Origin of the sequence: Arthrobacter sp. UC242_113, from assembly GCF_044054585.1 — a bacterium.
Taxonomy (GTDB): Bacteria; Actinomycetota; Actinomycetes; order Actinomycetales; family Micrococcaceae; genus Arthrobacter.
Genome location: NZ_CP171968.1, coordinates 3,445,608 through 3,470,050, shown reverse-complemented (window position 1 = coordinate 3,470,050; position 24,443 = coordinate 3,445,608). Strand labels below are relative to the sequence as shown.

The window sequence follows — 24,443 nt, the reverse complement described above, 5'->3', positions numbered from 1 at the left end:
CTTACGGCTGCTTCAGCCTTCCCCGGAGCCGCCGCCAGCCACTCCGGCCCATCAGACCTATAACGCGCGTGCACAGCGCCCAGTATGCAATCCCGGCCGCCAGGGACGCCGCCACGGCAAGGAGCGGGCTGGTTTCGGCCAGCAGCGGGTAGACCAGCCAGTGCACGAGGTATGCGTAGAGGGAGGCGCTGGCCAGAAGGACCGTCAGTCGCTGGAGCCCCCTGGGGACGGGAAGGGTGGGCAGCCAGGTGAGTAGCAGGATTCCGGCAACAAGCGTCAGCTCACGGTTCGCATCCCCGAAGAAGCACCCGGGAACCGTGAGGATCGCCAGGACTGACACCGCACACCGCTGCACCACCGTCCGGGTCCGGGCAATGGCCCAGCCCAGGACAAACAGCCACAGGGTCGGCGACGGGTGGGGAATACCCGGATCCACGATGTCGTAGCGCGAGAGCAGCGCGAGGCCCGTAAGGGCAAGCGGAAAGAGCAGCGGGAAGCGCCGCTCTGCCCGGTCGGCCCAAGGTATGGCCAACAGGGCCGTCATGCCCAGGAGGATGTAGACCAGCACCTCGATGAACCAGAAATGCCACTGCGTGGTCACAGCTTCGGGGCCCACCACGGAGTTCAGGAGCAGGACGTTGGCCAGCGTATACCGGTCGGTGACCAGGTAGGCCACGCCGATGAACGCCATGCTGGGCAGCGCCACCCTGGCGACGCTGGTGAGCTGGCGCCTGAACCGGGGCCGCCGTTCCCCGCTGAGCTGGAACCGGGCGAAGTTGTAGCCGGCCACCGCCATCAGCACGTGCGCCATTCCTGGCCACTTCATCAGCCCCACGTGGGTGCCGACGATGAGGACGATGGCCACGGCCCGCAGCACGATGCTGGTCTCGATCGGGGCAAAGAACCGCCGCATCCTTCCGGTAGGCTTTGCCCCTGGCTGCTGCTCCAGGTCGCGGACCGGCCGCACGTGCCAGTCGGGCGGGAGGTGGCCCAGCAGCTGCTCCAGGCGGACGGAGGTGGCCACATAGGACAGCGAGTCGCCGCCGAGCGAGACGAAGGTGTCGCCGTCGCCGATGTCCGTGCGCTCCAGGGTGTCCCGGAAGATCCGCTGCACTGTATCCGGTCCCGAGCGGTCCGTTCCGGAGCCGTCCGGCCCGGCACCGGCCGGCGCCGGAACAGAGAGCTCTGGTGTTGAGAGCGCTGGTGTTGAAAGCGCCAGGACCGCCGGGTAGTCCACCTTTCCGGTGGCCAGGCGGGGGAGATGTTCGACGGCGTGCAGCTCCAGGGCCGCACGGGGCAGCCCGATGCCCTGGGCGAGGACCTTGGCCAGCAGTTGGGTGTCGTGGCTGCCCTCGACGGCGACTACGAGTCCCTGGTCGGTGCCGGCGCTCGCCGCTTCGACGCCGAGATCGCCCAGGATGCGCTCCACCTGGCCGAGGTCGACCCGGAGGCCAACGATCTTGACGAACCGGCTGCGCCGCCCCACCACTTCGTAGACGCCGGCGGGGTGTTTCCGGGCCAGATCGCCGGTGCGGAGTTCGTGGACCGTGCGGCCTGCGCCGAGATCTTCAGGTGTCTCCGCGTAGCCGAGCATGACATTGGGCCCGGTGTAGACGAGTTCGCCGTGCTCGAGGCCGTCAACCGGCTCGATGCGGAAGGCGCCGCCCGGCACCGGGATGCCGACGGCACCGGGGTGTTCGGCGGCCAGCGCGGGCGGAAGATAGGCCATCCGGGCGGTGGCCTCTGTCTGGCCGTACATCACGAACAGTTCCCAGCCCTTCCGGCGGCCGAGTCCGGCGTAGCTCTGCACCCGTTCAGGGGCGAGCCGGCCCCCTGCCTGCGTGACATAGCGCAGGCCGGGCAGGTCCATTTCGGCAAAGCCCACCCGCTCCAGCAGCTCGAAGGTGTACGGCACCGCCGCGAACGACGTCGCCCCGCCGGTACGGAAAAGCTCCCAGAAGCACGGGTCAACAACGGACAGGTCCGTGAGCACCAAACCCGCACCGCGCAGCAGGTGGCTGTTGATCACGGACAGCCCGTAGCAGTAGGACATCGGCAGGGTGGTTGCGGCGCGGTCTGCCGGGCCGATGTCCAGATACTCGGCAATCGACTCCGCATTGGCCTGCAGATTGGCGGAGGACAGTCGCACCAGCTTGGGCGAACCCGTGGAGCCGGACGTGCTGAGCAGCAGCGCGAGGTCCGGATGGAGTTCGTGCCTGGTTCCGGGCCTGCGCTCCTCGAACACCGTCTCTCCGCTGGCGGAGCGCAGCACGACGTCGGGGTCGTACGCGGCCACCAGGGACTCGAGTGCCGCCGGCTTGTCCTCCGGCAGCAGGATCAGCGGGTGGCCGCCAACCAGGGCAGCGAGATACGCCACCAGCGAGTCGACGTCGTTCGCTGCAGCCAGTGCCACGAGGCGCCGTTGCGTGCCCAGCCGGAGGGCGAGCGCATCAACCCTGCGTGCCAGGTCCCCGTAGGTGAGAGTGGAATTGTTGGAAATAATGGCGGGCCTGTCCCCGTGGCCGGCCAGATCGGCGGCGAAGGGCACCCGCGCGAAATCAAGCTGAGTGGTCACCGGAAGAGGATATTAGTTAAGCCTTACCTAAGTAAAACCGTTCGGGTGCCTGTTACGCCGTGCGATGCTCAAGCTGTGACGGCGTCGTACGAGTTCAGGGGGGCCTTGTGGCTCTATCTGGAGGAGTCCCGCTGGCTCTTCATTACGTCCGTCAGTTGCTGAGGACCAGCTTGCGACGGCGGCTGAGCCGCCCCGGTCCACCGGGCCGGCTCTGCCGATGGCGCCGGCCTGCACAGCGGCGAACCCGGAGCCTCCGACGGCGTACGCTTCTTACGGAATCCCTGCCTGCGGTGGTCGGGCCGTGCCGGGAGAACCTTGGCAGGCGCAGGCGCGGGGGCGGAGACGGCCGGAACGGCCGGCTGAACCTGAGCGGACTCTGTCGCCTGAGCGGACTCTCTCACCGGAGCTGCCGCCGGGGAGAGGTCCGTGATGAGGCCCGTCCCGGCGCATTCGCGGACGTCGGCGATGCCGGCAGCAGCCGAGCGCTTGTCCGCGAAGGGTGCGGAGACCGCCAGAACGGATCCATCGGGGGCCTTCAGCCGAAACCGGAACTGGGACTCTGCGTCAACAAAAACTTCGAATACTCCGGCCATGGCGGTCCTTCCGGTCAGGGAGGCTGCACGCAGCGTCTTCGCGGCCGCGGCCCCGAACGCATCGCTGCGTCTGTCCTTGGGTGGGGTGCTGAACCGACAGGGTTTGGTCGGTTCATCGGTGTCATTAGAGTCTGCCCAGCGTTTGTGAAGCCGAAGGACCGGCCGTGTAAACCCTGGGTAAACCCTGCTGGTCCACCCACTAAACCGTGCCGCACCCGCGTTCTCAAGGACGCCGGAAATGAAGGGACGTGCAGCGCAACCCAGGTTCACAGCGCGCCACCGGAAGCAAAAAAGATCCGGCCCCGAAGGGCCGGATCTAAAGAGGTCAGATCTGCTTGAGCGCCTGCTCCAGGTCCGCGACGAGGTCATCCGCGTCTTCCAGTCCGACGGACAGCCGCACCACTCCATCGCTGAGCCCGATCGCGGCGCGTCCTTCCGGTCCCATGGCCCGGTGCGTCGTGGTGGCGGGGTGCGTGATCAGCGACTTGGCGTCGCCCAGGTTGTTGGAGATGTCGATGATCTTCAGGGCGTCCAGCAGCGCGAAGGCGGCCTCCTTGCCCGACTGGCCGGCCGTCGTCGCAAGCTCCAGCGTGAGGACGGTGCCGCCGGCCTTCATCTGCTTGGCCGCCAGTTCGTACTGCGGGTGCGACTTGAGCAGCGGGTACTTCACCCAGTTGACGGCGGGCTGCGCCTCCAGCCATTCGGCCAGGCGCAGCGCCGTGGCGGACGAGTGGTTCACGCGCAGCGCCATGGTCTCCAGGCCCTTGGTGAGGACCCAGGCATTGAATGAGGAGAGTGCCGGGCCGGTGTGGCGCATAAGCTGCTTGACCGGGCCGTCGATGAATTCCTTGGTGCCCAGGATGGCGCCGCCCATCACCCGGCCCTGGCCGTCGATGTGCTTGGTGCCGGAGTAGACCACCACGTCCGCGCCGAGGTCTCCGCAGCGCTGGAGGAGCGGGGTGGCGAAGACGTTGTCCGCCACCACCTTGGCGCCGGCGGCGTGGGCGAGTTTGCTGACCGCCGCGATGTCCACGATTTCCTGCATGGGATTGGACGGGGACTCGAAGAAGACGGCCGTTGTGGGCACCGAGAGGGCCGCACGCCACTGCTCGAGGTCCGGACCGTCCACGAACACCGTCTCCACGCCCCAGCGCGGCAGGATTTCGTTGAGGATCACGAAGCAGGAGCCGAACAGCGAACGGCTGGCGACCACGCGGTCCCCGGCCCCGAGCAGGGCGCCCAGGGCGGTGAACACCGCGGACATTCCGGACGCCGTCGCAAAGCACGCCTCGGTGCCTTCGAGCAGGCGGAGCCGTTCCTGGAAGGTGGCCACGGACGGGTTGCCGTAGCGCGAGTAGACGAAGCGTTCGTCCTCGCCGGTGAAGGCCCGCTCCGCGGCGGCGGCGGACTCGTAGACGAACCCGGAGTTCAGGAAAACGGGCTCGGTGGTCTCTTGGAAATTGGTGCGGTCAAGCCCGCCGCGGACGGCCTGGGTATCGGGGCTCCAGCCGGCGGCGTCGTGATTAAAGGTCAACTTAGTTCTTTCCCAGGTTCGTCGGCAGGCCGCGGTTCTTCCAGCCGTTCACGGTGCGCTCACCGTAGCGGTCGGGTTCGCCCTCGAAGCCTTCGAGGACGTTGTAGGCGGTGAAGCCCGCCTGGGTGGCGGCGATTGCCGCCGCGATGGAGCGCTGGCCGGAGCGGCACAGGAAAACAAGCTCCACGCCCGTGTCCTCCGGCGCCTGCTGCTTCAGCTGCTCGACGAAGTTCGGGTTGGGAATGCCGCCGGGGAAGGTCCACTGGATAAACAGGGGATCGTTGTCCGTAGCGTTAGTGTCCGGGACACCGATGTGCGCCCATTCGCCCTCGGTGCGGACATCCACCAGGACGGCGCCCTGTTCGAGCTTTGCCCAGGCGTCCTGCGGTGTGAGGTCTCCGGCGTAGCTCATGCGTGGCCCTCGTAAGCTTCTTCGGCGAGGTCCTCATCAGAGTCCAACCGGTCAACGGCGGTAGCGACTGCGGCATCTGCGGTGGCGATGGCGGCGGGCAGGATAAGAGCCTGGGCCACGATGACGCCGGTGCCGTTGAAGGTGGCGGCAGGGCTGCCGTGCAGCACGTACCCCTCGGCCAGGGCCGCCGAGATGCGCTCACAGAACGCACGGTCGTCCGGCCCCGTGATCAGGCGGTAGGACAGCTTTTCCTCGGGTTTATCCTGCTGGGACGGCAGCGTTGCAACGGCGGGGGCGTCTGACACGACGGATCTCCTTTTCTCACGCTTGCAGCTCGAAGTGGTCGATATGCCGAGTATTCACCTGAGGCACCCCGCCGTGGAAGGAGGGTTGCCGACCGGCCAGTCAGGGCTTAATGCCGGTACTCATTACTCCCCAAAAACGTAACACCGACGACGGCGGGGCGCACCGCCGCCGTCGTCATCTTCCGTAACGCACTCGGTCAGGGCCGGTCACGGCAGTTCAGGGTTGCGGTTACAAAGCCGGTGGCCGGGAGGATAATTACGGGAGATGAACCGCCGTAACGCCGGATGAAACCAGGCCGCAGTGAATGATTCGCCCCCGAATAAAGTGACTCCCATGCTGCACTTTGGATGGTTTGTGGGCCATGGCTTCGGGGTCCAGGGATGGGGGACGCCCGGCTACGGTATCGGTTACGACTGGAGGAAGCCCGCTCCCTACCAGCATGCGGTCCGCGAATTCGAGCGGGCTGGGCTGGACCTGTTCATCATCGAGGACTCCCTCACCGTCCCCGACACCTACGGCGGCAGCGCGGAGGTCTCCCTGGCGCAGGCGTCCTTTGCGCCGAAGCACGATCCGCTGGCCCTGGTGCCGTATCTGCTCTCCGCCACGGAGCACCTGGGCATCGTGCCCACCATAAGCGCCTCCTTCTACCCGCCGTTCACCGCCGCCCGGCTGCTGGCCACGCTGCAGCACTTCTCCAACGGGCAGCTGGGCTGGAATGTGGTGACCTCCGGCAGCGACCTTGCCGCGCAGAACTATGGACTGGACCAGCAGATCGAGCACGACCTCCGCTACGAGAAGGCCGAGGAGTTCGTGGACGTGGTTCGGAAGCTCTGGCGCAGCTGGGAACCGGACGCCATCCGGGAGGACACCCGGGCAGGGGTCTTCGCGGACCACACCAAAGTTCGGCCGATCCACCACGAAGGGGAGTTCTTCAAGGTCCGGGGACCGCTGAACACGGCCCCGCTGCCGGAGGAACCGGTGCTGGTGCAGGCCGGGGCATCCCCGCGGGGCAAGGCTTTCGCCGGGGCGAACGCTGATGTTGCGATCGCCCTGGCCCGCGGCGCCGACGGCATGAAGGCGTACCGGGACTCCATCCGCGCCGAGGCAGCCGCGGCCGGCCGGAACCCCGACGACGTCAAGGTGCTGTTCGTCCTCAAACCCACCGTGACCGGCTCCAGGGCCGAGGCGGAGGAGCTGCGGGCCGCGCGCCAGGAGCTCACTCAACGGGACATCGACAGCCAGCTCAACTCGATCTCCTACCTGTCCGTCATCGACTTCAAGCAGTTCGACCTCGACGCGCCCCTCCCCGAGCTCAGCACCAACAGCAACCAGGGCACCCTGGAGCACTTCTCCAAGGCTGCGCCCCCGGGTTCCACGCTGCGGCAGATCCTGCAGGCCAGAAGCGGCGGCGCGGGCGACAGCATCATCGGCACGGCCGAGGAAATTGCCGACCACCTCGAGGAAACCGGGGCTGCGGTGGGCGGCGACGGGTTCCTCTTCTCCGGCTTCGTGGACCCGGCCACCATTCACGGCGTGCTGGACAGGCTGGCGCCGGTACTCCGCCGTCGGGGTCTGCTGCGGACGAGCTACGGCGACGGCGGCTTCCGCCGGAACCTGCTGGACTTCTGACGCCATGGCCGGGGCTGGCGCAACGGCGGGGCCTGGTTTCATGGATGGGCCAGGGGGACACGACGGGCTGATGCCCGGCGTCCGGCGCGGCACGTTCCTGATCGGGACGGCCCACATCCGCGCCGACGACGCGGCTGCCGCCGCGGCCGATCCCGCAGTGGAGGTGGTCCTCAGCGCCGACGTCCTCGAGCTCGTGGGCCTGTCCCGCGAGGTGGTGCAGGCGGCCATCGATTCCGGCCACCGGGTCTACGGCCTGAACACCCTGCTCGGCTCCGGCCGGGACACCGCGGTGGAGCTGGAATCCATCCTCGACTTCCAGCTGCAGGTGGTCCGCTACCACCACAGCGGCGTCGGCGCGCTGCTTGAGCCGGATGAAGTCCGCGCCCTCATCCTGGCCAGGCTTATCGGGTTCACCCGGGGAGGCTCGGGGGTGCGCCCGGAAACCGCCCGGTTCTATGCAGAACTGCTCAATAGGGGTGTGGTGCCGGCCGTGCCGCGCGACGGGTCCGTCGGCTCGTCGGACCTCACCCAGTTGGCTGCGGTTGCCGCCGTCGCCATCGGCGAGGGGCAGGCGCTTGCTCCGGACGGCGGCCTGCAGGATGGCGCGGCGGCGCTCGCCGCTGCCGGGCTGGAACCGCTGATCCTGGCACCGGGCGAGGCCCTGGCCCTGGTCAGCGCCAACTCGTATTCGATCGGTGCGGGCGCGCTGGAACTCCGCCGTATCCGGTGGCTCGCAGATTTGGCGGACACTGCCCTGGCGCTCTCGCTTGAGGCCACCGCAAGGTACGACGGCGGCGGGAACCTCAGCCCGTTTTCGCCGGCCGTGCAGTTGGCCAAGGCGGTGGACGGCCAGCGCGTCTCGGCGGCCAAGGTCCGGCACCTGGTGGGCGGCGGCTGGCTGGAGGACCCGCGGCGGCAGGTGTCCGTCCAGGACGCCCTGTCCTTCCGGGCCGCGCCGCAGACGCACGGTGCGTTCCGGGCTCAGGTGACTGCCCTGGCCGAGGCGCTCGAGGTGGAACTCAACGGCCGGGGCGATAACCCGCTGACGGACGTGGCCTCGGGCCGGATGGTGTCCGGCGGGAACTTCCAGCCCATGCAGCTGGCCCTGGCGTTCGAGGCGCTGCGGCTGGGACTGGCGCATGTCGGCATCAGCAGCGAGCGGCGGATCGCCAAGCTCTATCCGCCGCAGCGCCTCATCCGGCAGCTCAACCTGGAGGCAGCCCGGGCCGGCACGCCGCTCGCGTCCGAGGACCTGCCGGGACTGCTTTGGTACTCGGCCGCAGGCCTGCTGGCGGAGCTGAAGTTCCTGGCGGCACCTGCCACGCTGGGCGCACCCACCCTGTCCGCGGACGTGGAGGACCACTCCACGCTGGCCCCGCTTGCCCTCCAGCAGCTGCAGCGCTCGGTGGAGGCTGCCGCCAAACTCCTCACCATCGAGGCATTGACGGCCTCCTACCTTCTGGCGGAGGCGCAGGACACCGATCTGCGGGAGGCCGAAATCCGGGAGCTTGGAGCAGGCACCGCCGCCGTCGTGGCACGGCTGTCGGAGCTTTTGGCCGGGCAGTTGCCGGCGCCGGTACTGGTTGACAGTGCGCGTACTGCGCTGGGGGATTTGCTGGCAGGACTGCCGCAACTCAGGACAACGGATCCGGGCGGCCCCCATGACGGTGCTCCGAATGCCGGTGCTGCGGATGACGGTGCTCCGGATGACGCTGCTCCGAATGCCGGCGGCCCGGATGATGGGGAAGGGGAATCATGACCACCGTGACGGGAAGCGGCCGCCACCCAAGGCATGTGGCACCGATGATGGATTCGGGTGTGGACGCGGGCGCCGTGCTGGCACGGGTGGGGAACACTCCGCTGGTGCCGCTGAACGTGCTGAGCCGCGGGCTGGGGAGCACCGTGTTCGTCAAGCTTGAATCGGAGAACCCCGGCGGTTCCATCAAAGACCGGACAGCGCTGAGCATGGTCCGGGCGGCCGAGCGGAGCGGCGAGCTGCAGCCCGGCGGGACCATCGTGGAGAGCACCTCCGGAAACACGGGAATCGGGCTCGCCCTGATCGGGGCACTGACCGGCCATCCGGTGGTGGTGGTCACCGGTGATTCCATCTCCTCCGAAAAGCTGGAGGCACTCAACAGGTACGGGGCGCGGGTGGTGTTTACGGACTGGAGTGCTCCCTCGGACTCGCCGGAAAATGCGCGGGCGGTCGCGGCCCGGATTACGGCCGAAATTCCCGGCGCGTGGCGTCCGCTGCAGTTCGACAACCCGGCCAACCCGCGGGCGCACTACGAGGGGACGGCGCCGGAAATCTGGGAGCAGACCGCCGGCCGGGTGACGCACTTCGTCGCAGGCGTGGGCACCGGCGGCACCATCACCGGGAACGGACGCTACCTCAAGGAGAAGTCCGGCGGGCACGTGGAGGTGATCGGTGCGGACCCCTACGGTTCGGTCTACAGCGGCGGGCACCCGGGCCCGATCCTGGTGGACGGTGTGGGCAACTCCTGGCCCAAGCCAGACTGGCCGAAGGTCTTCGACCGCGGCTTGCTGGACCGGTTCCTGCGGATTCCAAATGACGAGGTCTACACAACGCTGCACCGGCTGCTCAACGACGAGGGCCTGTCCCTCGGGCCGTCGTCGGGACTGACGGTGGCGGCAGCAGTCCGGGTGGCCAGGGCGGCACCGCACGGGTCAGTGGTGGTGGCGATCGCCCCGGACACCGGCAGCAACTACCAGAGCAAGGCCTTCAACCCTGCGTGGCTGGCCGACAACCACATCCGCCTGGCCGCCGACCTGGCGGAGGACTAGCTCAGGAGGCAGGGCCGCTGGCGGCCGTCTCGCTCTCCGAACGGATCCAGGCATTCCAGTCCAGCGGGTGGACGGAGGGCCGGCCCAGCAGGTAGCCCTGCGCGGCCGTCATGCCAAGTTCGGTCACGGCCTCGAGTTCCTCGGGAGTCTCGACGCCCTGGGCGCCGAGGACGGCGTCAACGTGGCGGGCGAGTTCGCCCATGGCGGCGGCCCTCAGGCGCTGGCCCGGGGAGTCCTCGATGCCGGCGATGAAGCTCCGGTCCAGCTTGATGATGTCCGGGTGCAGCTCAAGGACCTGGTCCATGGACGTGAAGCCGGCCTCCGCACCGTTGACGGCGATCCGCAGCCCACGGCGCCGCAGCGGAGTGATGGCGGACGTCAACGACGCGTACTGCTCAAGGGGGACCGGGCCATTCAGGTCAATGATGATCCGGTCCATGGCCAGCTGGGAATGTACCAGCAGCCCCGGGATCCTTGGGTCCGCGCACGTTGCCGGTGTCAGGTTCAGGGCGATGAACATGTGATCGGGCACGGCCTGCGCCGCAGCCAGGGCGCGGTGCAGTGCCGCGAGTTCAAGGTCGGTACCCAGCCCAACGGATTCGGCCTCGTTGAACCAGTGGTCCGCGCTGGCACCGTCGTCGCTGACGAACCGGGTCAGGGCCTCGACACCGATCACGTGCCCCTCCGGAAGCCGGCGGATCGGCTGGAACGCCGTCATCAGCATCTTGTCGGCGAGGATGGCTTCAATCCGGTTCCTGCTGCGCCGGGTGAAGGGCACCGGCTCGGGCGCGGCCAGGTTCTGCGAGGAGGCGTTCACCGGGATGGCGCCGTTTTCGGCGTTGGCCAGCTCTGTGGTAGCGGTGAGGTGCTCGAGCAGCACGTGTTCGGGATTTTCCGGATGTGCTTCGAAAAGGGCGCGCAACTGGGCTCGGGGCCAGGCGCTGGCCGGATCCGTTTCGGCGAGCAGCTCTAGAATGATCTGCTCGGCTTGCCAGCGCACAGTAATTTCCCCCATGTCCCCCGGCAGCGCTGCCTGGGCCCCCCAGCCCGTGGGTAGTGAGTTTGTCAATGCGTGCAGGGAGTTGTCATCCCAAGACATCGGCTATTCCTTTATACGTACTCATTCCGGCTGAGCCCGGAACCAAGCCACATGCCATCACCGCCGCGAGACGCGGGCAGTGGCCGTGGAAGAAGACTACAACGCGGGGCACCGGCTTGTCCCGCCTTTTTTCGAACGGTGCCTTTTCGTTATGCGGGACGTCCGGCTACTCGATTCCGGCGAACAGTTCGTTCAGCTCGGCGGTCAGCTGCTTGCGGAGTGCCGGAGTGCCGATTTCGCGGCCGTCGATGTGGTTGACCGGCGCCAGAAGGCGGATGCTGGAAATCAGCCAGACGGCGTCGGCGTCGGCCAGGTCCTGGGGCTTCAGCGGGCCGTAGCCCAGTTCCCAGCCGGCGGCCTTGGCGGCGGCGAAGAGTGCACCCTGCGACGTCCCGGGAAGAATGCCGCTGTCCAGCTGCGGTGTGACGAGGCGCTTGACTGTTGTTCCGGCGTCGTTCTTCTCCACGTTCGCCAGCAGCACGGTGGAAGTGGGGCCCTCCAGCACGCGGCCGTCCGAGGACGTGAAGATGACATCATCCGCACCTTGCTTGTGGGCATGGCGCAGCGCGGCCATGTTCACCGCGTATGAGAGGGTCTTGGCGCCGAGCAGCAGCCACGGGGCGCGCTCAGCCGCATCACTGTCATAGCCGCGGTCAAGGAGGATCACGTCGATTCCCGTCTCGCGCTGGCGCCGTCCGGCCACGGCCACCGGGGAGACCTGGACCCAGCAGGTGGGTGCGGAGGCGCCCTCGACGCCGCGGGTGACAATGAGCTTGACCACGGCCTCGTCCAACTCCGGGGAAGGTGCCGGGTTGTCGGAGCGGAACGCCGCGACGCCCGTCTCGACTGCACGGCGCCATGCGTCCGGCCCTGGAATCTCAAGGTCCAATGCCTGCGCCGAGCGGGCCAGCCGGTCCAGGTGGGCCTGGATCTTCCGGGTGTGGCCGGCGACGGCAAGCATGGACTCGAACACGCCATCACCGCGCGTGGCACCCAAATCAGTGGCCATCAGCTGCGGCTTTTCGGGGTCGGCAATCCGCCCGTTCTCATAGTCCGGATCCAGGAACACCAGCACAGTGTGGGAGGTACGAGACGTCATGCCTCAAGCTTAGTGCGGCCGGTGCCCGATAGGCTGGCATCACCGCTCCATACGGATTGGCTGTGAGGGTAAGAAATAACGGGGGTTCAACTGTGTTGTGGCCATTTCCGCTGGCGGAAACACTGCCGGCCTGGCTCATCCTGCTGCTCAGCGGCGTGGATCTGGTCATCAGGGTCCTGGCCGTGGGCATTATCCCGGGCAACCGGCGGCCCACCACAGCCATGGCCTGGCTGCTGGGCATCTTCTTCGTGCCTGCCCTGGGACTGATCCTCTTCCTGCTCTTCGGCAACTTCAAGCTGTCGCGCCGCCGCACCGAGCAGCAGCAGCTGGTTAACGAGCGGGTCCGTGCCGGCACCGCGGCCCTTTCCGACGTCACCAGTGAGTATTCCGGCCCCGAATGGGTCCAGTCCGCGGCCGAACTCAACCGCCGGCTCGGGTCAATCCCGCTGGTGGACGGCAACCAGGTGGAGCTGATACCCGGCTACCCGGACTCCATCCGCGCCATGACCGAGGCCGTGCGGAAAGCCAAGCGTTTCGTCAACGCCGAGTTCTACATCATGAGCACGGACCACGTTACAGACGACCTCCTCACGGCCCTTGAGGAAGCAGCGGACCGCGGCGTCCAGGTCCGCGTGTTGTTCGACCACATCGGAACCCTGCGCGTGAAGGGGTACAACAAGCTGCTGAAACGCCTCAAGGCGAGCCGCATCCAGTGGCGGCGGATGCTTCCGCTGCTGCCCATCCACGGCCAGTGGCGCCGGCCGGACCTGCGCAACCACCGCAAGATCATGGTGATCGACGGCGAGGTCGCGTTCACGGGGTCGCAGAACCTGATCGAGCCCTCCTACAACAACCCCAAGCACCGGAAGGCCGGCCGGGAATGGATCGAGCTGATGGCCTGCCTGCGGGGCCCGATCGTTCCTACGCTCAATGTTGTCTTTGCCACCGACTGGCTCAGCGAGACCGACGAGTCCCTTGAGGACCAGCTGCAGGTGACTGCCGAGCCGTCGCCGGGCGGCGTCACTGCCCAGGTGGTGCCCAGCGGCCCCGGCTTCACCACCGAGAACAACCTCCGGCTTTTCAACACGCTGATCTACTCGGCGCAGCACCGGATTTCCGTGTGCAGCCCCTACTTCGTGCCGGACGATTCCCTGCTCTACGCCATCACCACCGCGGCCCAGCGCGGGGTGGACGTGGAACTGTTCGTCTCCGAGAAGGGCGACCAGTTCCTGGTCCACCACGCCCAGCAGTCCTACTACGAGGCCCTGCTGCGGGCCGGCGTCCGGATCTACCTCTACAAGGCGCCGTTCGTGCTCCACGCCAAGCACTTCACCATCGACGACGAGGTGGCGGTCCTGGGTTCCAGCAACATGGACATGCGGTCCTTCTCGCTGAACCTGGAGGTCTCGGTGATGCTGCTGGGGGCAGACGCCGTCAACAGCATGCGCGCCGTGGAGGACACCTACCGCGACATCTCACACGAGCTCCGGCTCGAGGACTGGATGCGCCGGCCTCTCGCAGCAAGGTACGTGGACAACGTCGCCCGCCTCACGGCCACGGTCCAATAACTTCTCGATAGAGCTGGACAAAACTCAATCCGGGAAGGTGGAACCCAAGGTGGAGAGTACGCCGAAGGCCTTGGTGCGGATTTCCTCGTACTCGTCCTGCGCCACAGAATCTGCCGTGATGGCGCCGCCGACGCCGAGACTGAGCCGGACCTTTCCGCCTTCGCCGCCGTCCTGCACCACCAGGGTACGGATGGCCACTGCCAGATCCGTGGCCCCGTTCAGCGAGAAGTATCCGATCGCACCCGAATAGACCCCGCGCGGACCTTCCTCCAGCCGGTCCAGGATGGCCATGGTGCTGATCTTCGGCGCCCCCGTCATGGAGCCGGCCGGGAAGCAGGCGGCCACCGCCTCCGCCCGCGGCGACCCCGGCAGGAGAACGGCGTCGATGGTGCTTACCAGCTGGTGGACCGTGGCGTAGCTTTCGATCTCGCACAGCCGGCTGACGGTGACTGACCCCGGCTCGGCGAAGTGGCTGAGGTCGTTCCGGAGCAGATCCACGATCATGATGTTCTCCGCCCGGTCCTTGAGGGACGTGGCCAGATCGCGGCGGAGGGCAGCGTCGGTGCCCGGGTCAGCAGCCCGGCGGCGGGTGCCCTTGATCGGCTCGGCGCGCATGCCGCCGTCGGACGCTATCCGCAGGAAGCGCTCGGGCGAGGTGCTGGCCACCGTGAGCCCGCCGAACCGCAGGTAGCTGGCGAACGGTGCCGGGTTCCGCCGGCGCAGGGCAAGGTACGCCGCCCAGGGGTCGAGCGCCGGCACCTCCGCGGCGAGGGTGGTGGTGAGGCAGACCTCGTAGGAGTTGCCCTCGGCGATCTGGTGCTGCGCTTCGGCGATCTTGCGCTTGTAGCTCGCCTCGCTGTCGCGGCCGGCAAATGCCGGTGCCGTGCCATGGGCCGGCACAGCGGTAGCAGGCACAGCGGCGTCTGCGGCGGGAAGTACGACGCCGTTGCTGCCGCCGGCAACAAGGGCGCTAGCCACAGCATCAGTCACCGCTTCACGGGCTTGGGCAAGCCAGCCGGCGGCGTCCGGCGCGTCGAGGGCGAGCAGCCACACCGTGTTGTCCGTGTGGTCCAGGACTAAGCCCCGGCCGGCGAAGATCAGCCCGGCATCCGGCGTGTCCGCGGGGACGTCCTGACCGCCGGTTTCACGCTTCAGCTCATAGCCGAGGTAACCCAGCCAGCCCAGCGCGAAGTCGCACGGGTAGTCCTCCGGGCCGCGAACGGCCCTCCGTCCCCACACGGTCTCCAGCCAGCGGAAGAAAGGCCCGGACACGTGGGCCGTGGCGCACCCGGCGGTGACCCGGGTGATGCCGGAACTGTGCAGGACTGATTGGCCGAACGTGCCGCCGTCGTCCGCCAAAATACTGAAGCGGCTGCGTTCCGCCGCGGGACTTTCCCTGCCGGGAACGGCCGCGCCGGCCGTACCGGCCGAACGCAGGGAAGAGTCCAGCCAGACCGCGTTATCGGACGTCCCGTATAGCGCCCGGAAGAGCGCGGCGGGGTCAGGGCTGGCCTCAATCCGTTCGGACAGCAAGCGCAGGCCGCGCCGCGAGGAGAGCTCGGGAACCAACGCCGTGGTGAGCGCCGGGAGGTAGGTCAATGCCTGCAGGGCGTCCGCGGGGGCGGTGCCGTCGGCGCGGTTGAGGACCCGGACATGGGCATGCTGCGGAATGTCGTCCGCGGCCAGGAGCTCCGACTCCTGGCGGGCCCACTGGTCCCAGAACGGTGCGTACGTCTCGCCGTCACGTGCCAGCGCGCGGGTGCGGCGCTCGCCGTCGGGGGCGTCCGCCCAGATGACGGCGTCCAGAAGCGGCCTGGCGGCGGCAGCAGCTGCGCCAACGCCCTCGACGATCACGATCTCGGCGGGAAGCGTGACCCGAGGGTAGCCGTCGTTATGGTTTTTCCAGTCCCAGCTGACCCACGTGGCCGCTTTCCCCCGGCTCAGCGGTGCCAGCACCGTGGTGACGTAACGTTCGATGCCGGCGGACAAGCCGTCCCAACCCGGATAGATGTCCTCCAGATGGAACAGTGAGACCTTATGGTGGTTCCGCAGCGTGGCCGCGAGTTCGATGGCCAATGTGGTTTTACCTGCGCCGGACCGCCCGTCAATGGCGATGATCACAGGTGCGGGGGTCATGAAATAGAGCGTACCTGCTGGCTGTCCTGAACCTGGACGTTGTGAAGCGGGCTGCTGCCGGCAGGGTGGCTGTGGCGCTTGCCGTTGCGTGCCCGGTGCTCATCCATCCGGACCGGGGCCGCCTCGTTGCCGGCGTCGTTGCCGGCAGCCGCTAGTGCATCCTGCCCGATGGCGTCCTGCACGTAGCGGACGATGCCCGGGACCGCCGCCTGGACTTGGTCCCACACGGCCTCGAAGTCATCGTGGCCGCCGTACCAGGGGTCCTCGATGCCCTGCTCCAGGGGATCGCCGTCCGCCAGGGCGGGGTCGAAGCTGCGGAGCATGCGGATCCGGGACAGCGCCTGGTCATCCGGGGCGGAGGCCCGGAGCCAGCCGTAGTGGTCCACGTCCAGCGCCAGTATCAGGTGCCGTTCGGCGTACCATTCGGCGCGCCATTCCCGTGCGATGTGCCGGTCCGACAAAAGGTTGTGGGTGGTGAGTTTCCGTGCCGCCCGTGGGTCGATGGGGCGTCCGGCCTCGTAGGCGGTGGTGCCTGCGGAATCGACCATCACGAGGTCGCCGAGCCCGGCTTCCGCGAAGGCGGCGCTCAGCATCAGCTCGGCCATGGGCGAGCGGCAGATGTTGCCTGTACAGACGGCGATGACGCGGTATGGGCTCGTCGTTGAGTTCATGGGCTAAGCATGGAGGATGCCAGCGCCCCTTGGCTAGTAAGTGAGCTTATTATCGACAGGCCGCGTAAAGTTTGTCGGTCGTGCTGTCACAAAATTGCCATGGAGCCGGGCGGGGCTTAATGGATGAGCGCCAGCAGCACGCCCACCGCGACGAACAGGACGCCGAAAATCCTGTTGAGCAGGGTTTGGCCATGGGCGTTGTGGGTAAAGCGCTGGAAGGATTTTGCCGCCGCCGCGAAGAAGAACCACATGACGAGGACGTCGATGAGCACCACGGTTGCCGCAAGCACGGCGTACTGGGGCAGGAGCGGGCTGGCGGGCCGGATGAACTGCGGCATGAAGGCCAGGAAGAACACGATGGCCTTGGGGTTGAGCAGGTTGACCCACAGGCCCCGGCGGAACATGGACCAGGCGGGCTCGTTCCGGAGTGCGGCGACCTTCTCCTGGTCCAGGTCCGGCTTGCGCAGGAACTGCCTGATGCCCAGATACACCAGGTACGCGGCCCCGGCGTAGCGGATGGCGTTGAAGGCTAGGGGGGAGCCGGCAACCAGGACGCCGACGCCCAGGGCCACAACGATGACATGCAGAATCAGGGCGGCCTGCTGCCCGAGGATGCCCCAGATGGAGCGCTTGAACCCCGCGGTCAGCGAGTTGCTCATGGTGTTGATGGCGCCTGCGCCCGGAGTGAAGCTGATGAGGGTGCCGGCGCCCGCAAGGGCCAGCCACAGGGAGAATTGCACCCATCAAGTTTAGTCGGTCTGCGGGATGGGCTGCGCCGCGCTGCCGTTTGCCAAAAGTGGCCGCTTGGGCGTGTGTCCGGGCGGCCACTTTTGGCAAAAGGACGTCCCCACAGGCCAGAGCACGACGCCGGTGCCCGCGTTGCGCGGAGGGCGCGCGTTTGCCCTCTGGATAAGCAGCCGGCTTAGGCCCGGGCGATGACCTCTCCGTTGGGAATGAGGAACCAGCCGTCGTCGGTGGAGCCCCAGCGGTGCCAGCCGGCCGAGATGCGTGTGAGGTCGGCCTCCTGCGCGAAGCCGTACTCGAGGGCCTGCTCCGCGAAGGCCGAATGCAGCACCCGTTCGCCCCACACCCGTGCCTGCCAGCGGCGCTGCTGCCCGGTAGCGTAGAGCCAGTTGCTGCTGGTGGGCGCAACGTCCGTGAAGCCGGCGGCCTGGGCCCACGAGACCAGCCGGCGGCCGGCGTCGGGCTCGGCGCCGTTCCGGCGCGCGATCCGCTGGTAAAGGTCCATCCACTCGTCGAGCTCGGGAATGGCCGGGTACCAGCTCATGCCATGGAAATCGGCATCGCGTACCGCAACGATGCCGCCGGGTCTGGCCACCCGCCGCATTTCCCGCAGCGCCTCCACCGGATCCGTCAGGTGCTGCAGGACCTGGTGCGCGTGGACCACATCGAAGGTGTCGTCCTCGAAGTCAAGATCGTAGATGTTGCCCGCTACAAACTCCACGTTCTCCACACCACGGTCAGCCGCCAGCTCGCGGGCGTGGGTGATCACGTCGGGGGAGCGGTCCAGCCCTGTCACATTTCCGGGTGCGACCAGAATCGCGAAGTCGCATGTGATGCTGCCAGGCCCGCACCCAACGTCGAGCACCGATACGCCCCGGGTGAGGTGCGGAATGACGAACGCAGCCGAATTCTCCGCCGTCCGCGAGGCATGGGCCCGGACCACGGACTCGTGGTGGCCGTGAGTGTAGACATCTTCCGGCTGCGTGCTCATAGGGAAACGCTACTCCTTCTCCGCAGTTCGGGCAGGTAGCAGGAGGGGGCGTTATGGCGCGCCGGAGGCCTCCTGGCTGGCTTGGACCGTGGCCGCGATCATCGCGTCCATGAACCGGGCGGCCGTCTCAAGTTCCTGCGCCGTGAACCCGGCCATAGCCCTGCCCATGTGGCGGGCGAGGGGCAGGAACATGGCGGAGCCGTCGCGGTACGCCTTCTCCGTCATCCGGAGCTGCACCTGCCGCCGGTCCTGGCCTTCGCGGACGCGGACCAGATGTCCGGAGCCGCACAGCCGGTCAATCAGCGCCGTGGTGGCCGGGGAACTGAGGTTCAGCTCCTTCCGGAGGGTTCCGGGAGTTGCGACGTCGCCATTCGCTGCGTGCCGCATGATGGCGGCGAGGGCGTTGAGGTCCGTCCTGTGCATGGCGTTCCGGCCGCCTGCGGAGTCGACGTAGCGGTTGGCCTCCAGGGTGAACTCCTGAAGCAGCCGGACCAGGGGGTGCTGCGCGCCCGGGGCGGAGGTGGCCGGCCCGTCGGGCTGCCGCGGGGTGTCAGGCTCCTTGGCCACGTCCACCTCCTCTCCTCAACGTTGCCTTCCGGAGTTTACCGCCCGGGAAGCCGCCCGCCACGGGAAGTTGGGATATATCTCCGTGGTAGAGATAGTTTATGATGGAACGAATATCGACGGCGGGCCGTAAGGCTGTCACGCCCAGGAGGTTTTCCCCATGAACCAGGCAGCCCGCACCCCGAGCATCCCGTTCTGGCTTCGGTGGCTCGTTCCCGTAGTCCTCGTCGTCGGCTGGGTTGCCATTGCGGGGGTGGGAGGGCTCACGTTCGGCAGGCTGGACGAGGTCTCGACCAATGACCAGGCCTCCTTCCTGCCGGCCGGAGCAGAGGCCACCGAGGCCCGCGAGTGGCAGCAAAAGTTCCAGGACTCCGGCGAGGTGCCCGCCGTCGTCGTGATTGAAAGCGACAGCGCCCTCACCCCTGACCAACTGGCAGCAGCCGCCGGCCTTAAAACCAGGCTGGAGGACCTTCGGGTGGGCAGCACCGTGGTGGGCCCGGTGCCGTCACGGGACCAGAAGGCCGTGCAGTACATCGTGTCCGTTGCGGCAGCGGAGCCTGCGGGCGCCGTCGAAGAGTTACGCAGCGAGATCCGCGCGGACGCGCCGGACGGGACGCAGACGTTCGTCACCGGTCCTGCCGGGCTCGCGGCCGACCTCACGGGGGCCTTCGCCGGCATCGACGGCATCCTGCTGCTCGTGGCGCTGGCCGCGGTGTTTGTCATCCTGCTGGTTGTCTACCGGTCCCTGCTCCTGCCGTTCGCCGTGCTGCTGACCTCGGTGTTCGCACTGTGTGCCGCCATCCTGCTCGTGTTCGGCATGGCGAAGGCGGGCTGGATCCAGCTCAATGGCCAGAGCCAGGGCATCCTCTCCATCCTGGTGATTGGCGCCGCCACTGACTATGCCCTGCTCTACGTGGCCCGGTTCCGCGAGGCGCTCGAGCACACGGCCAACCGCACCGCCGCCGCGCTCACAGCCTGGCGGGCCTCGTTCGCGCCGATTCTGGCATCCGGGGCCACGGTAGCAATCGCCCTGCTGTGCCTGCTGTTTTCCGACCTCAACTCCAACAAGGCCCTCGGCCCGGTGGCGGCCGCCGGCATCGTCTGTTCCCTTTTCGCGGCGCTCACCCTGCTTCCTGCCTTCGCAGCACTCCTCGGGCGTGCCGCGTTCTGGCCGTTCCGGCCCAGGCTGCTGCCCGAAGAGGCGCGCGCGCCGCAGCTGGCCACCGGGCTGGAGGGCCAGCGGGGGCTCTGGCGTGGCATCGGAACGCTGGTGTCGCGGCGTCCCCGCACAGTGTGGGTGGCCTCTGTGCTCCTGCTGGTTGTGGCCTCGGCCGGGGTCCTGCAGCTCAAGGCCAACGGCGTGCCGCAGACGGCCGTCATCCTCAGCGCCTCCAACGCCGTGGACGGGCAGGATGCGCTGGCGCGCCATTTCGACGCCGGCAGCGGCAGTCCCCTGGTCATCGTGTCCACCCAGGGGAACGCCGGCGAAGTCCTGGAAAAGGTCAAGGCCGCCGACGGCGTGGGCGCCGCCTATCTGCTGGCAGAAGGCAGCGTGCCCATCACGGGAGCCGCGGGAGCGCCGGGAGCCCCGGGAGCGCCCGGAGTTCCCGGAGCGCCCGCCAACCCGGCAGTGCGCGACGGCAGGGTGCTCCTCAACGCAACCCTCGACTTCGCGGCCGATTCCGACGCTGCGGAGAACGCCGTGGCAGCGATGCGGGCCAGTGTGAAAGGCGTGGACCCGGACGCCCTGGTGGGCGGCGTGACCGCCACGGCGCTGGACACCAAAACCACGGCCCAGCGTGACCTGGCCGCCATCATCCCCGTGGTCCTGGCGGTCATTCTGCTCATCCTCATGGTGCTGCTGCGGTCCGTCCTGGCTCCCGTCCTCCTCGTCGCCTCGGTGGTCCTTTCCTATGCGGCCGCCATGGGCGTTTCCGCCCTCGTGTTCAACAACATCCTGGGCTTTCCCGGAGCGGACGCCACCGTGCCGCTGTTCGGCTTCGTGTTCCTGGTGGCTTTGGGCGTGGACTACAACATCTTCCTGATGAGCCGGGTGCGGGAGGAGTCGCTGAAACACGGGACCCGCCCCGGGATCCTGCGCGGCCTCGGCGTGACCGGCGGCGTGATCACGTCGGCCGGGGTGGTCCTGGCCGCCACGTTTGCGGCCCTGGGCGTCATTCCCATCATGTTCCTCGTGCAGCTGGCCTTCATCGTGGCCTTCGGGGTGCTGCTGGACACCGTACTTGTGCGCTCGCTCCTGGTTCCCGCCCTGGCCTACGACCTGGGCCGGCGCATCTGGTGGCCGGGCAAACTCAGCCGTCAGGATGCTCAGGACGCGGCTGCTCCGGCCCCTGTTGCTGTCCGCGCCAGCTGAGTAGACTGCCACTGCGGCCGGACCAGGCGCGCCCAGTCCTTTCGAAGGAGTGATCAACCGATGACCGAAAACAGTGAGTCCGGCGCCGCGGGAAAGGCCCACACCGGTTCCAAGAATCCGGCGCTGGAGGGGGACAGCGGCCAGTACGTTGAGGGCGACTACGGTGATGCCGGAGTGGCGGGGGATAGAGCAGCCACCGAGTCCCAGGGCGAGTATCCCGTGGGCGATTACGGTGAGGCGGGTGCGGTCGGGGCCCCCGCTGAGCGGGACGAGGGCGAGTACCCGGAGGGCAACTATGGCCGCGCCGGCACCGTCGGCCAGGAGCTGCCCGGGGATGAGGAAGGCGAATATCCGGAGGGCGACTACGGGGCTGCCGGAACCACCCCCGAAAGCGGTACTGCGGAAGAACTGAAGAAGGACGACGGCGGCACCTCCTCGGGAGGTTAGGCGCACGTTCACGCTGGGCGAAATCAGGTTCCCCCGGCTCATTAAAAACCCCCGGTGCTCCGCGGCATTCCGCCGAGTGCCGGGGGTTTCCTGCGTCCGGATGGCTCGGCTTTGAAGCAAAGTTGAGCGCATTGGACTCAACTTTGGATTGACTTAAATTCCCTGCTGAGTAAAGTTGAGTGCAGATCGCTCAAGGAGTGAGCGAGCCCAAAGTTTCCAAGGAAAGAAGGAAGCAACACATGTCACGTGCAGTAGGTATCGACCTCGGAACCACCAACTCCGTCGTCTCCGTTCTCGAAGGTGGCGAGCCCACCGTTATTGCCAACGCCGAGGGTGGCCGCACCACGCCGTCCGTCGTTGCGTTCTCTAAGTCCGGCGAGGTCCTGGTCGGCGAAATCGCCAAGCGCCAGGCCGTCAACAACATCGACCGCACCATCGCCTCCGTCAAGCGCCACATGGGCACCGACTGGTCCGTGGCCATCGATGACAAGAAGTACACCGCGCAGGAAATCTCTGCCCGTGTCCTCATGAAGCTGAAGAACGACGCCGAGTCCTACCTCGGCGAAAAGGTCACCGACGCTGTGATCACCGTTCCGGCCTACTTCAACGACGCCGAGCGCCAGTCCACCAAGGAAGCCGGCGAGATCGCCGGCCTGAACGTCCTCCGCATCGTCAACGAGCCCACCGCGGCCGCCCTGGCCTACGGCCTGGACAAGGGCAAGGAAGACGAACTCATCCTGGTCTTCGACCTTGGTGGCGGTACCTTCGACGTCTCCCTGCTGGAAGTCGGCAAGGACGAAGACGACTTCTCCACCATCCAGGTCCGCGCCACCGCCGGTGACAACCGCCTCGGCGGCGACGACTGGGACAACCGCGTCGTCGAATACCTGCTGAACCAGCTCAAGGTCAAGGGCATCGACCTGTCCAAGGACAAGATCGCCCTGCAGCGCCTCCGCGAGGCTGCCGAGCAGGCCAAGAAGGAACTCTCTTCCTCCACCAGCACCAACGTCTCGCTCCAGTACCTCTCCGTCACTCCGGACGGCCCGGTCCACCTGGACGAGCAGCTGACCCGCGCCAAGTTCCAGGACCTGACCAAGGACCTGCTCGAGCGCACCAAGAAGCCGTTCCACGACGTCATCAAGGAAGCCGGCATCAAGCTTTCCGACATCGACCACATCGTGCTCGTCGGCGGCTCCACCCGTATGCCTGCCGTCTCCGAGCTCGTCAAGGAACTGGCCGGCGGCAAGGAGCCCAACAAGGGCGTCAACCCGGACGAGGTTGTGGCCGTTGGTGCAGCCCTGCAGGCCGGCGTGCTGAAGGGTGAGCGCAAGGACGTTCTCCTGATCGACGTCACCCCGCTGTCCCTGGGCATCGAAACCAAGGGTGGCGTCATGACGCACCTGATCGAGCGCAACACCGCCATCCCCACCAAGCGGTCCGAGACCTTTACCACGGCCGACGACAACCAGCCGTCCGTGGCCATCCAGGTCTTCCAGGGCGAGCGTGAGTTCACCCGCGACAACAAGCCGCTGGGCACGTTCGAGCTGACCGGCATCGCACCGGCCCCGCGCGGCGTTCCGCAGGTCGAGGTCACCTTCGACATCGACGCCAACGGCATCGTGCACGTCTCCGCGAAGGACAAGGGCACCGGCAAGGAACAGTCCATGACCATCACCGGCGGCACCGCGCTCTCCAAGGAAGACATCGACCGCATGGTCAAGGACGCCGAGGAGCACGCAGCAGAGGACAAGGCACGCCGCGAGGCCACCGACACCCGCAACACGGCCGAGCAGCTCGCCTACTCGGTGGACAAGCTGATCGCCGACAACAGCGACAAGCTGCCCGAAGAGGTCAAGACCGAGGTCCAGGCCGACGTCGACGCCCTCAAGAAGGCCCTCGAAGGCACCGACGACGCCGCGGTGAAGTCCGCGTTTGAGAAGCTGCAGGCTTCCCAGACCAAGCTCGGCGAAGCCATCTACGCCCAGGCCGGTTCCCCGGACGGCGCCACCGGTGCTGCAGGTGCCGAAGGCGCCCCCGCCGGCGACAAGACGGGTTCTTCGGATGAAGATATCGTCGACGCCGAAATCGTCGACGAAGAAGAGAAGAAGTAACCATGCCGCATCACGGTAACGAAGAAGAGCACAACTCTTCCCGAGACCAGGGCAGCAACCGCGATGAGCCGGTCATCCGGGACCACCGCAAGGTGGACCCGGTGACCGGTGAGGCCCGGCACCCGGAGGGCGGACAGCCCTCTGCACCGGAAGCCGGCGCTTCGGCGGATTCCGACGGCGACGCCCTCGCCCAGGCTGAGGAAATCCTCAACCAGGTCGAGGTGCCCGCCGAGGAGTCCGTGGCGCAGGGGGTTTCGACAGGCTCCACCACCGGTGCCGAGGCGGCGGAGCTGAAGAACGATCTGCTCCGCCTGCAGGCCGAGTATGTCAACTACCGCAAGCGCGTTGAACGCGACCGCGCCGTGGCAGGGGAGATGGCCGTCATCGGCGTCCTGAACTCCCTGCTGCCGGTGCTTGACGACGTCGACGCCGCCCGCCAGCACGGTGACCTCGCGGACGGCCCGTTCGCCGCGATCGCCACCAAGCTGGAGAACGCGCTGAAGACGTACGGCCTGACCCGCATCGATGAGACCGGCGTGGAGTTCGATCCAACCATCCACGAGGCCCTCATTCAGCAGCCCGGCGATGATATCGAGGTTGACACCGTCAGCCAGGTGCTCCGCTCCGGCTACAAGTCAGGCGAGCGGGTCCTCCGGGCTGCACAGGTAATCGTCGCGGTCCCTGCCTGACGTTTGGCCACCTTCGGCGCTACGCCGGATAGGGGGCGGTGCACTCCACACCGCCGCCCCCTATCCGGCCTCCGCGCCAGCGTGTTGCTCGCCTAA

General features: G+C 67.5%; 19 protein-coding genes, 1 pseudogene and 1 riboswitch. Of the genes and pseudogenes, 8 read left to right on the top strand and 12 right to left on the bottom strand.

Going from position 1 to position 24,443, the window contains the following annotated elements; genetic code table 11:
• Position 1: 1 nt before the first annotated feature.
• The 5 genes from ACHMXB_RS15845 to ACHMXB_RS15825 all read right to left on the bottom strand — a co-directional run bounded on the left by ACHMXB_RS15845 (position 2) and on the right by ACHMXB_RS15825 (position 5,419).
• The gene (locus ACHMXB_RS15845; protein ID WP_395399848.1) at positions 2-2,575 is read right to left on the bottom strand and encodes an AMP-binding protein; all 2,574 of its coding nucleotides are present in this window, start codon (positions 2,573-2,575) and stop codon (positions 2-4) included.
• A 113-nt stretch (positions 2,576-2,688) separates the two neighbouring features.
• Positions 2,689-3,168 carry a YegP family protein gene (locus ACHMXB_RS15840; RefSeq protein WP_395399846.1) on the bottom strand — a complete coding sequence of 160 codons (480 nt, stop codon included), beginning with the start codon at positions 3,166-3,168 and terminating at the stop codon, positions 2,689-2,691.
• 325 nt (positions 3,169-3,493) lie between these two features.
• The gene (locus tag ACHMXB_RS15835) at positions 3,494-4,702 is read right to left on the bottom strand and encodes an O-succinylhomoserine sulfhydrylase (protein WP_395399844.1); all 1,209 of its coding nucleotides are present in this window, start codon (positions 4,700-4,702) and stop codon (positions 3,494-3,496) included.
• Between the two features lies 1 nt (position 4,703).
• Positions 4,704-5,114, bottom strand: a complete 411-nt coding sequence (locus tag ACHMXB_RS15830) for a rhodanese-like domain-containing protein (protein ID WP_395399842.1) — start codon at positions 5,112-5,114, stop codon at positions 4,704-4,706.
• Entirely contained in the window at positions 5,111-5,419 is a 309-nt protein-coding gene (locus ACHMXB_RS15825) for a DUF1737 domain-containing protein (RefSeq protein WP_190242969.1), read from the bottom strand. Before ACHMXB_RS15825 ends, ACHMXB_RS15830 begins: the two co-directional genes overlap by 4 nt.
• A 13-nt stretch (positions 5,420-5,432) precedes the next feature.
• Positions 5,433-5,547: riboswitch (SAM riboswitch) on the bottom strand.
• Between the two features lie 206 nt (positions 5,548-5,753).
• Between ACHMXB_RS15825 and ACHMXB_RS15820 the strand changes: the two genes are divergently transcribed.
• From ACHMXB_RS15820 to ACHMXB_RS15810, 3 genes are all read left to right on the top strand, one after another.
• Entirely contained in the window at positions 5,754-7,049 is a 1,296-nt protein-coding gene (locus tag ACHMXB_RS15820) for an NtaA/DmoA family FMN-dependent monooxygenase (protein WP_395399840.1), read from the top strand.
• A 70-nt stretch (positions 7,050-7,119) separates the two neighbouring features.
• On the top strand, positions 7,120-8,808 hold the full coding sequence (locus ACHMXB_RS15815) for an aromatic amino acid ammonia-lyase (RefSeq protein WP_395405306.1): 1,689 nt from the start codon (positions 7,120-7,122) through the stop codon (positions 8,806-8,808).
• Positions 8,805-9,854, top strand: coding sequence for a PLP-dependent cysteine synthase family protein (locus ACHMXB_RS15810; protein ID WP_395399838.1), 1,050 nt, complete (start codon positions 8,805-8,807; stop codon positions 9,852-9,854). Before ACHMXB_RS15815 ends, ACHMXB_RS15810 begins: the two co-directional genes overlap by 4 nt.
• 1 nt (position 9,855) lies before the next feature.
• Here ACHMXB_RS15810 and ACHMXB_RS15805 read toward each other — a convergent pair whose 3' ends face one another.
• Both ACHMXB_RS15805 and ACHMXB_RS15800 read right to left on the bottom strand, forming a co-directional pair.
• Positions 9,856-10,953: an EAL domain-containing protein gene (locus ACHMXB_RS15805; RefSeq protein WP_395399836.1), complete on the bottom strand. Its 1,098-nt coding sequence runs from the start codon at positions 10,951-10,953 to the stop codon at positions 9,856-9,858.
• 166 nt (positions 10,954-11,119) lie between these two features.
• The gene (locus tag ACHMXB_RS15800; RefSeq protein ID WP_395399834.1) at positions 11,120-12,052 is read right to left on the bottom strand and encodes an aminodeoxychorismate lyase; all 933 of its coding nucleotides are present in this window, start codon (positions 12,050-12,052) and stop codon (positions 11,120-11,122) included.
• Positions 12,053-12,147: 95 nt separating this feature from the next.
• Here ACHMXB_RS15800 and cls point away from each other — a divergent pair, with 95 nt between their 5' ends.
• Positions 12,148-13,620, top strand: a complete 1,473-nt coding sequence (gene cls, locus ACHMXB_RS15795) for a cardiolipin synthase (RefSeq protein WP_395405304.1) — start codon at positions 12,148-12,150, stop codon at positions 13,618-13,620.
• Positions 13,621-13,644: 24 nt separating this feature from the next.
• On the opposite strand, the gene pabB is transcribed toward cls, so the two are convergent.
• From pabB to ACHMXB_RS15770, 5 genes and pseudogenes are all read right to left on the bottom strand, one after another.
• Positions 13,645-15,756: an aminodeoxychorismate synthase component I gene (pabB, locus tag ACHMXB_RS15790; protein ID WP_395399832.1), complete on the bottom strand. Its 2,112-nt coding sequence runs from the start codon at positions 15,754-15,756 to the stop codon at positions 13,645-13,647.
• Between the two features lie 122 nt (positions 15,757-15,878).
• Positions 15,879-16,427, bottom strand: a pseudogene (locus tag ACHMXB_RS15785) (low molecular weight protein-tyrosine-phosphatase); the annotation flags it as partial.
• A 116-nt stretch (positions 16,428-16,543) separates the two neighbouring features.
• Positions 16,544-17,167 carry a LysE family transporter gene (locus ACHMXB_RS15780; protein WP_395399830.1) on the bottom strand — a complete coding sequence of 208 codons (624 nt, stop codon included), beginning with the start codon at positions 17,165-17,167 and terminating at the stop codon, positions 16,544-16,546.
• A 182-nt stretch (positions 17,168-17,349) separates the two neighbouring features.
• The gene (locus tag ACHMXB_RS15775) at positions 17,350-18,162 is read right to left on the bottom strand and encodes a methyltransferase domain-containing protein (protein WP_395399828.1); all 813 of its coding nucleotides are present in this window, start codon (positions 18,160-18,162) and stop codon (positions 17,350-17,352) included.
• Between the two features lie 51 nt (positions 18,163-18,213).
• Positions 18,214-18,729 (bottom strand): MarR family winged helix-turn-helix transcriptional regulator, encoded by a 516-nt coding sequence (locus ACHMXB_RS15770; RefSeq protein ID WP_395399826.1) that lies wholly within the window; start codon positions 18,727-18,729, stop codon positions 18,214-18,216.
• Positions 18,730-18,886: 157 nt separating this feature from the next.
• Here ACHMXB_RS15770 and ACHMXB_RS15765 point away from each other — a divergent pair, with 157 nt between their 5' ends.
• From ACHMXB_RS15765 to ACHMXB_RS15750, 4 genes are all read left to right on the top strand, one after another.
• Positions 18,887-21,100 (top strand): MMPL family transporter, encoded by a 2,214-nt coding sequence (locus ACHMXB_RS15765; RefSeq protein ID WP_395399824.1) that lies wholly within the window; start codon positions 18,887-18,889, stop codon positions 21,098-21,100.
• A 60-nt stretch (positions 21,101-21,160) separates the two neighbouring features.
• Entirely contained in the window at positions 21,161-21,547 is a 387-nt protein-coding gene (locus ACHMXB_RS15760) for a hypothetical protein (protein ID WP_395399822.1), read from the top strand.
• Between the two features lie 239 nt (positions 21,548-21,786).
• Positions 21,787-23,658, top strand: a complete 1,872-nt coding sequence (dnaK, locus tag ACHMXB_RS15755; protein WP_395399820.1) for a molecular chaperone DnaK — start codon at positions 21,787-21,789, stop codon at positions 23,656-23,658.
• A 2-nt stretch (positions 23,659-23,660) separates the two neighbouring features.
• The gene (locus ACHMXB_RS15750; protein ID WP_395399818.1) at positions 23,661-24,347 is read left to right on the top strand and encodes a nucleotide exchange factor GrpE; all 687 of its coding nucleotides are present in this window, start codon (positions 23,661-23,663) and stop codon (positions 24,345-24,347) included.
• Positions 24,348-24,443 lie beyond the last annotated feature (96 nt).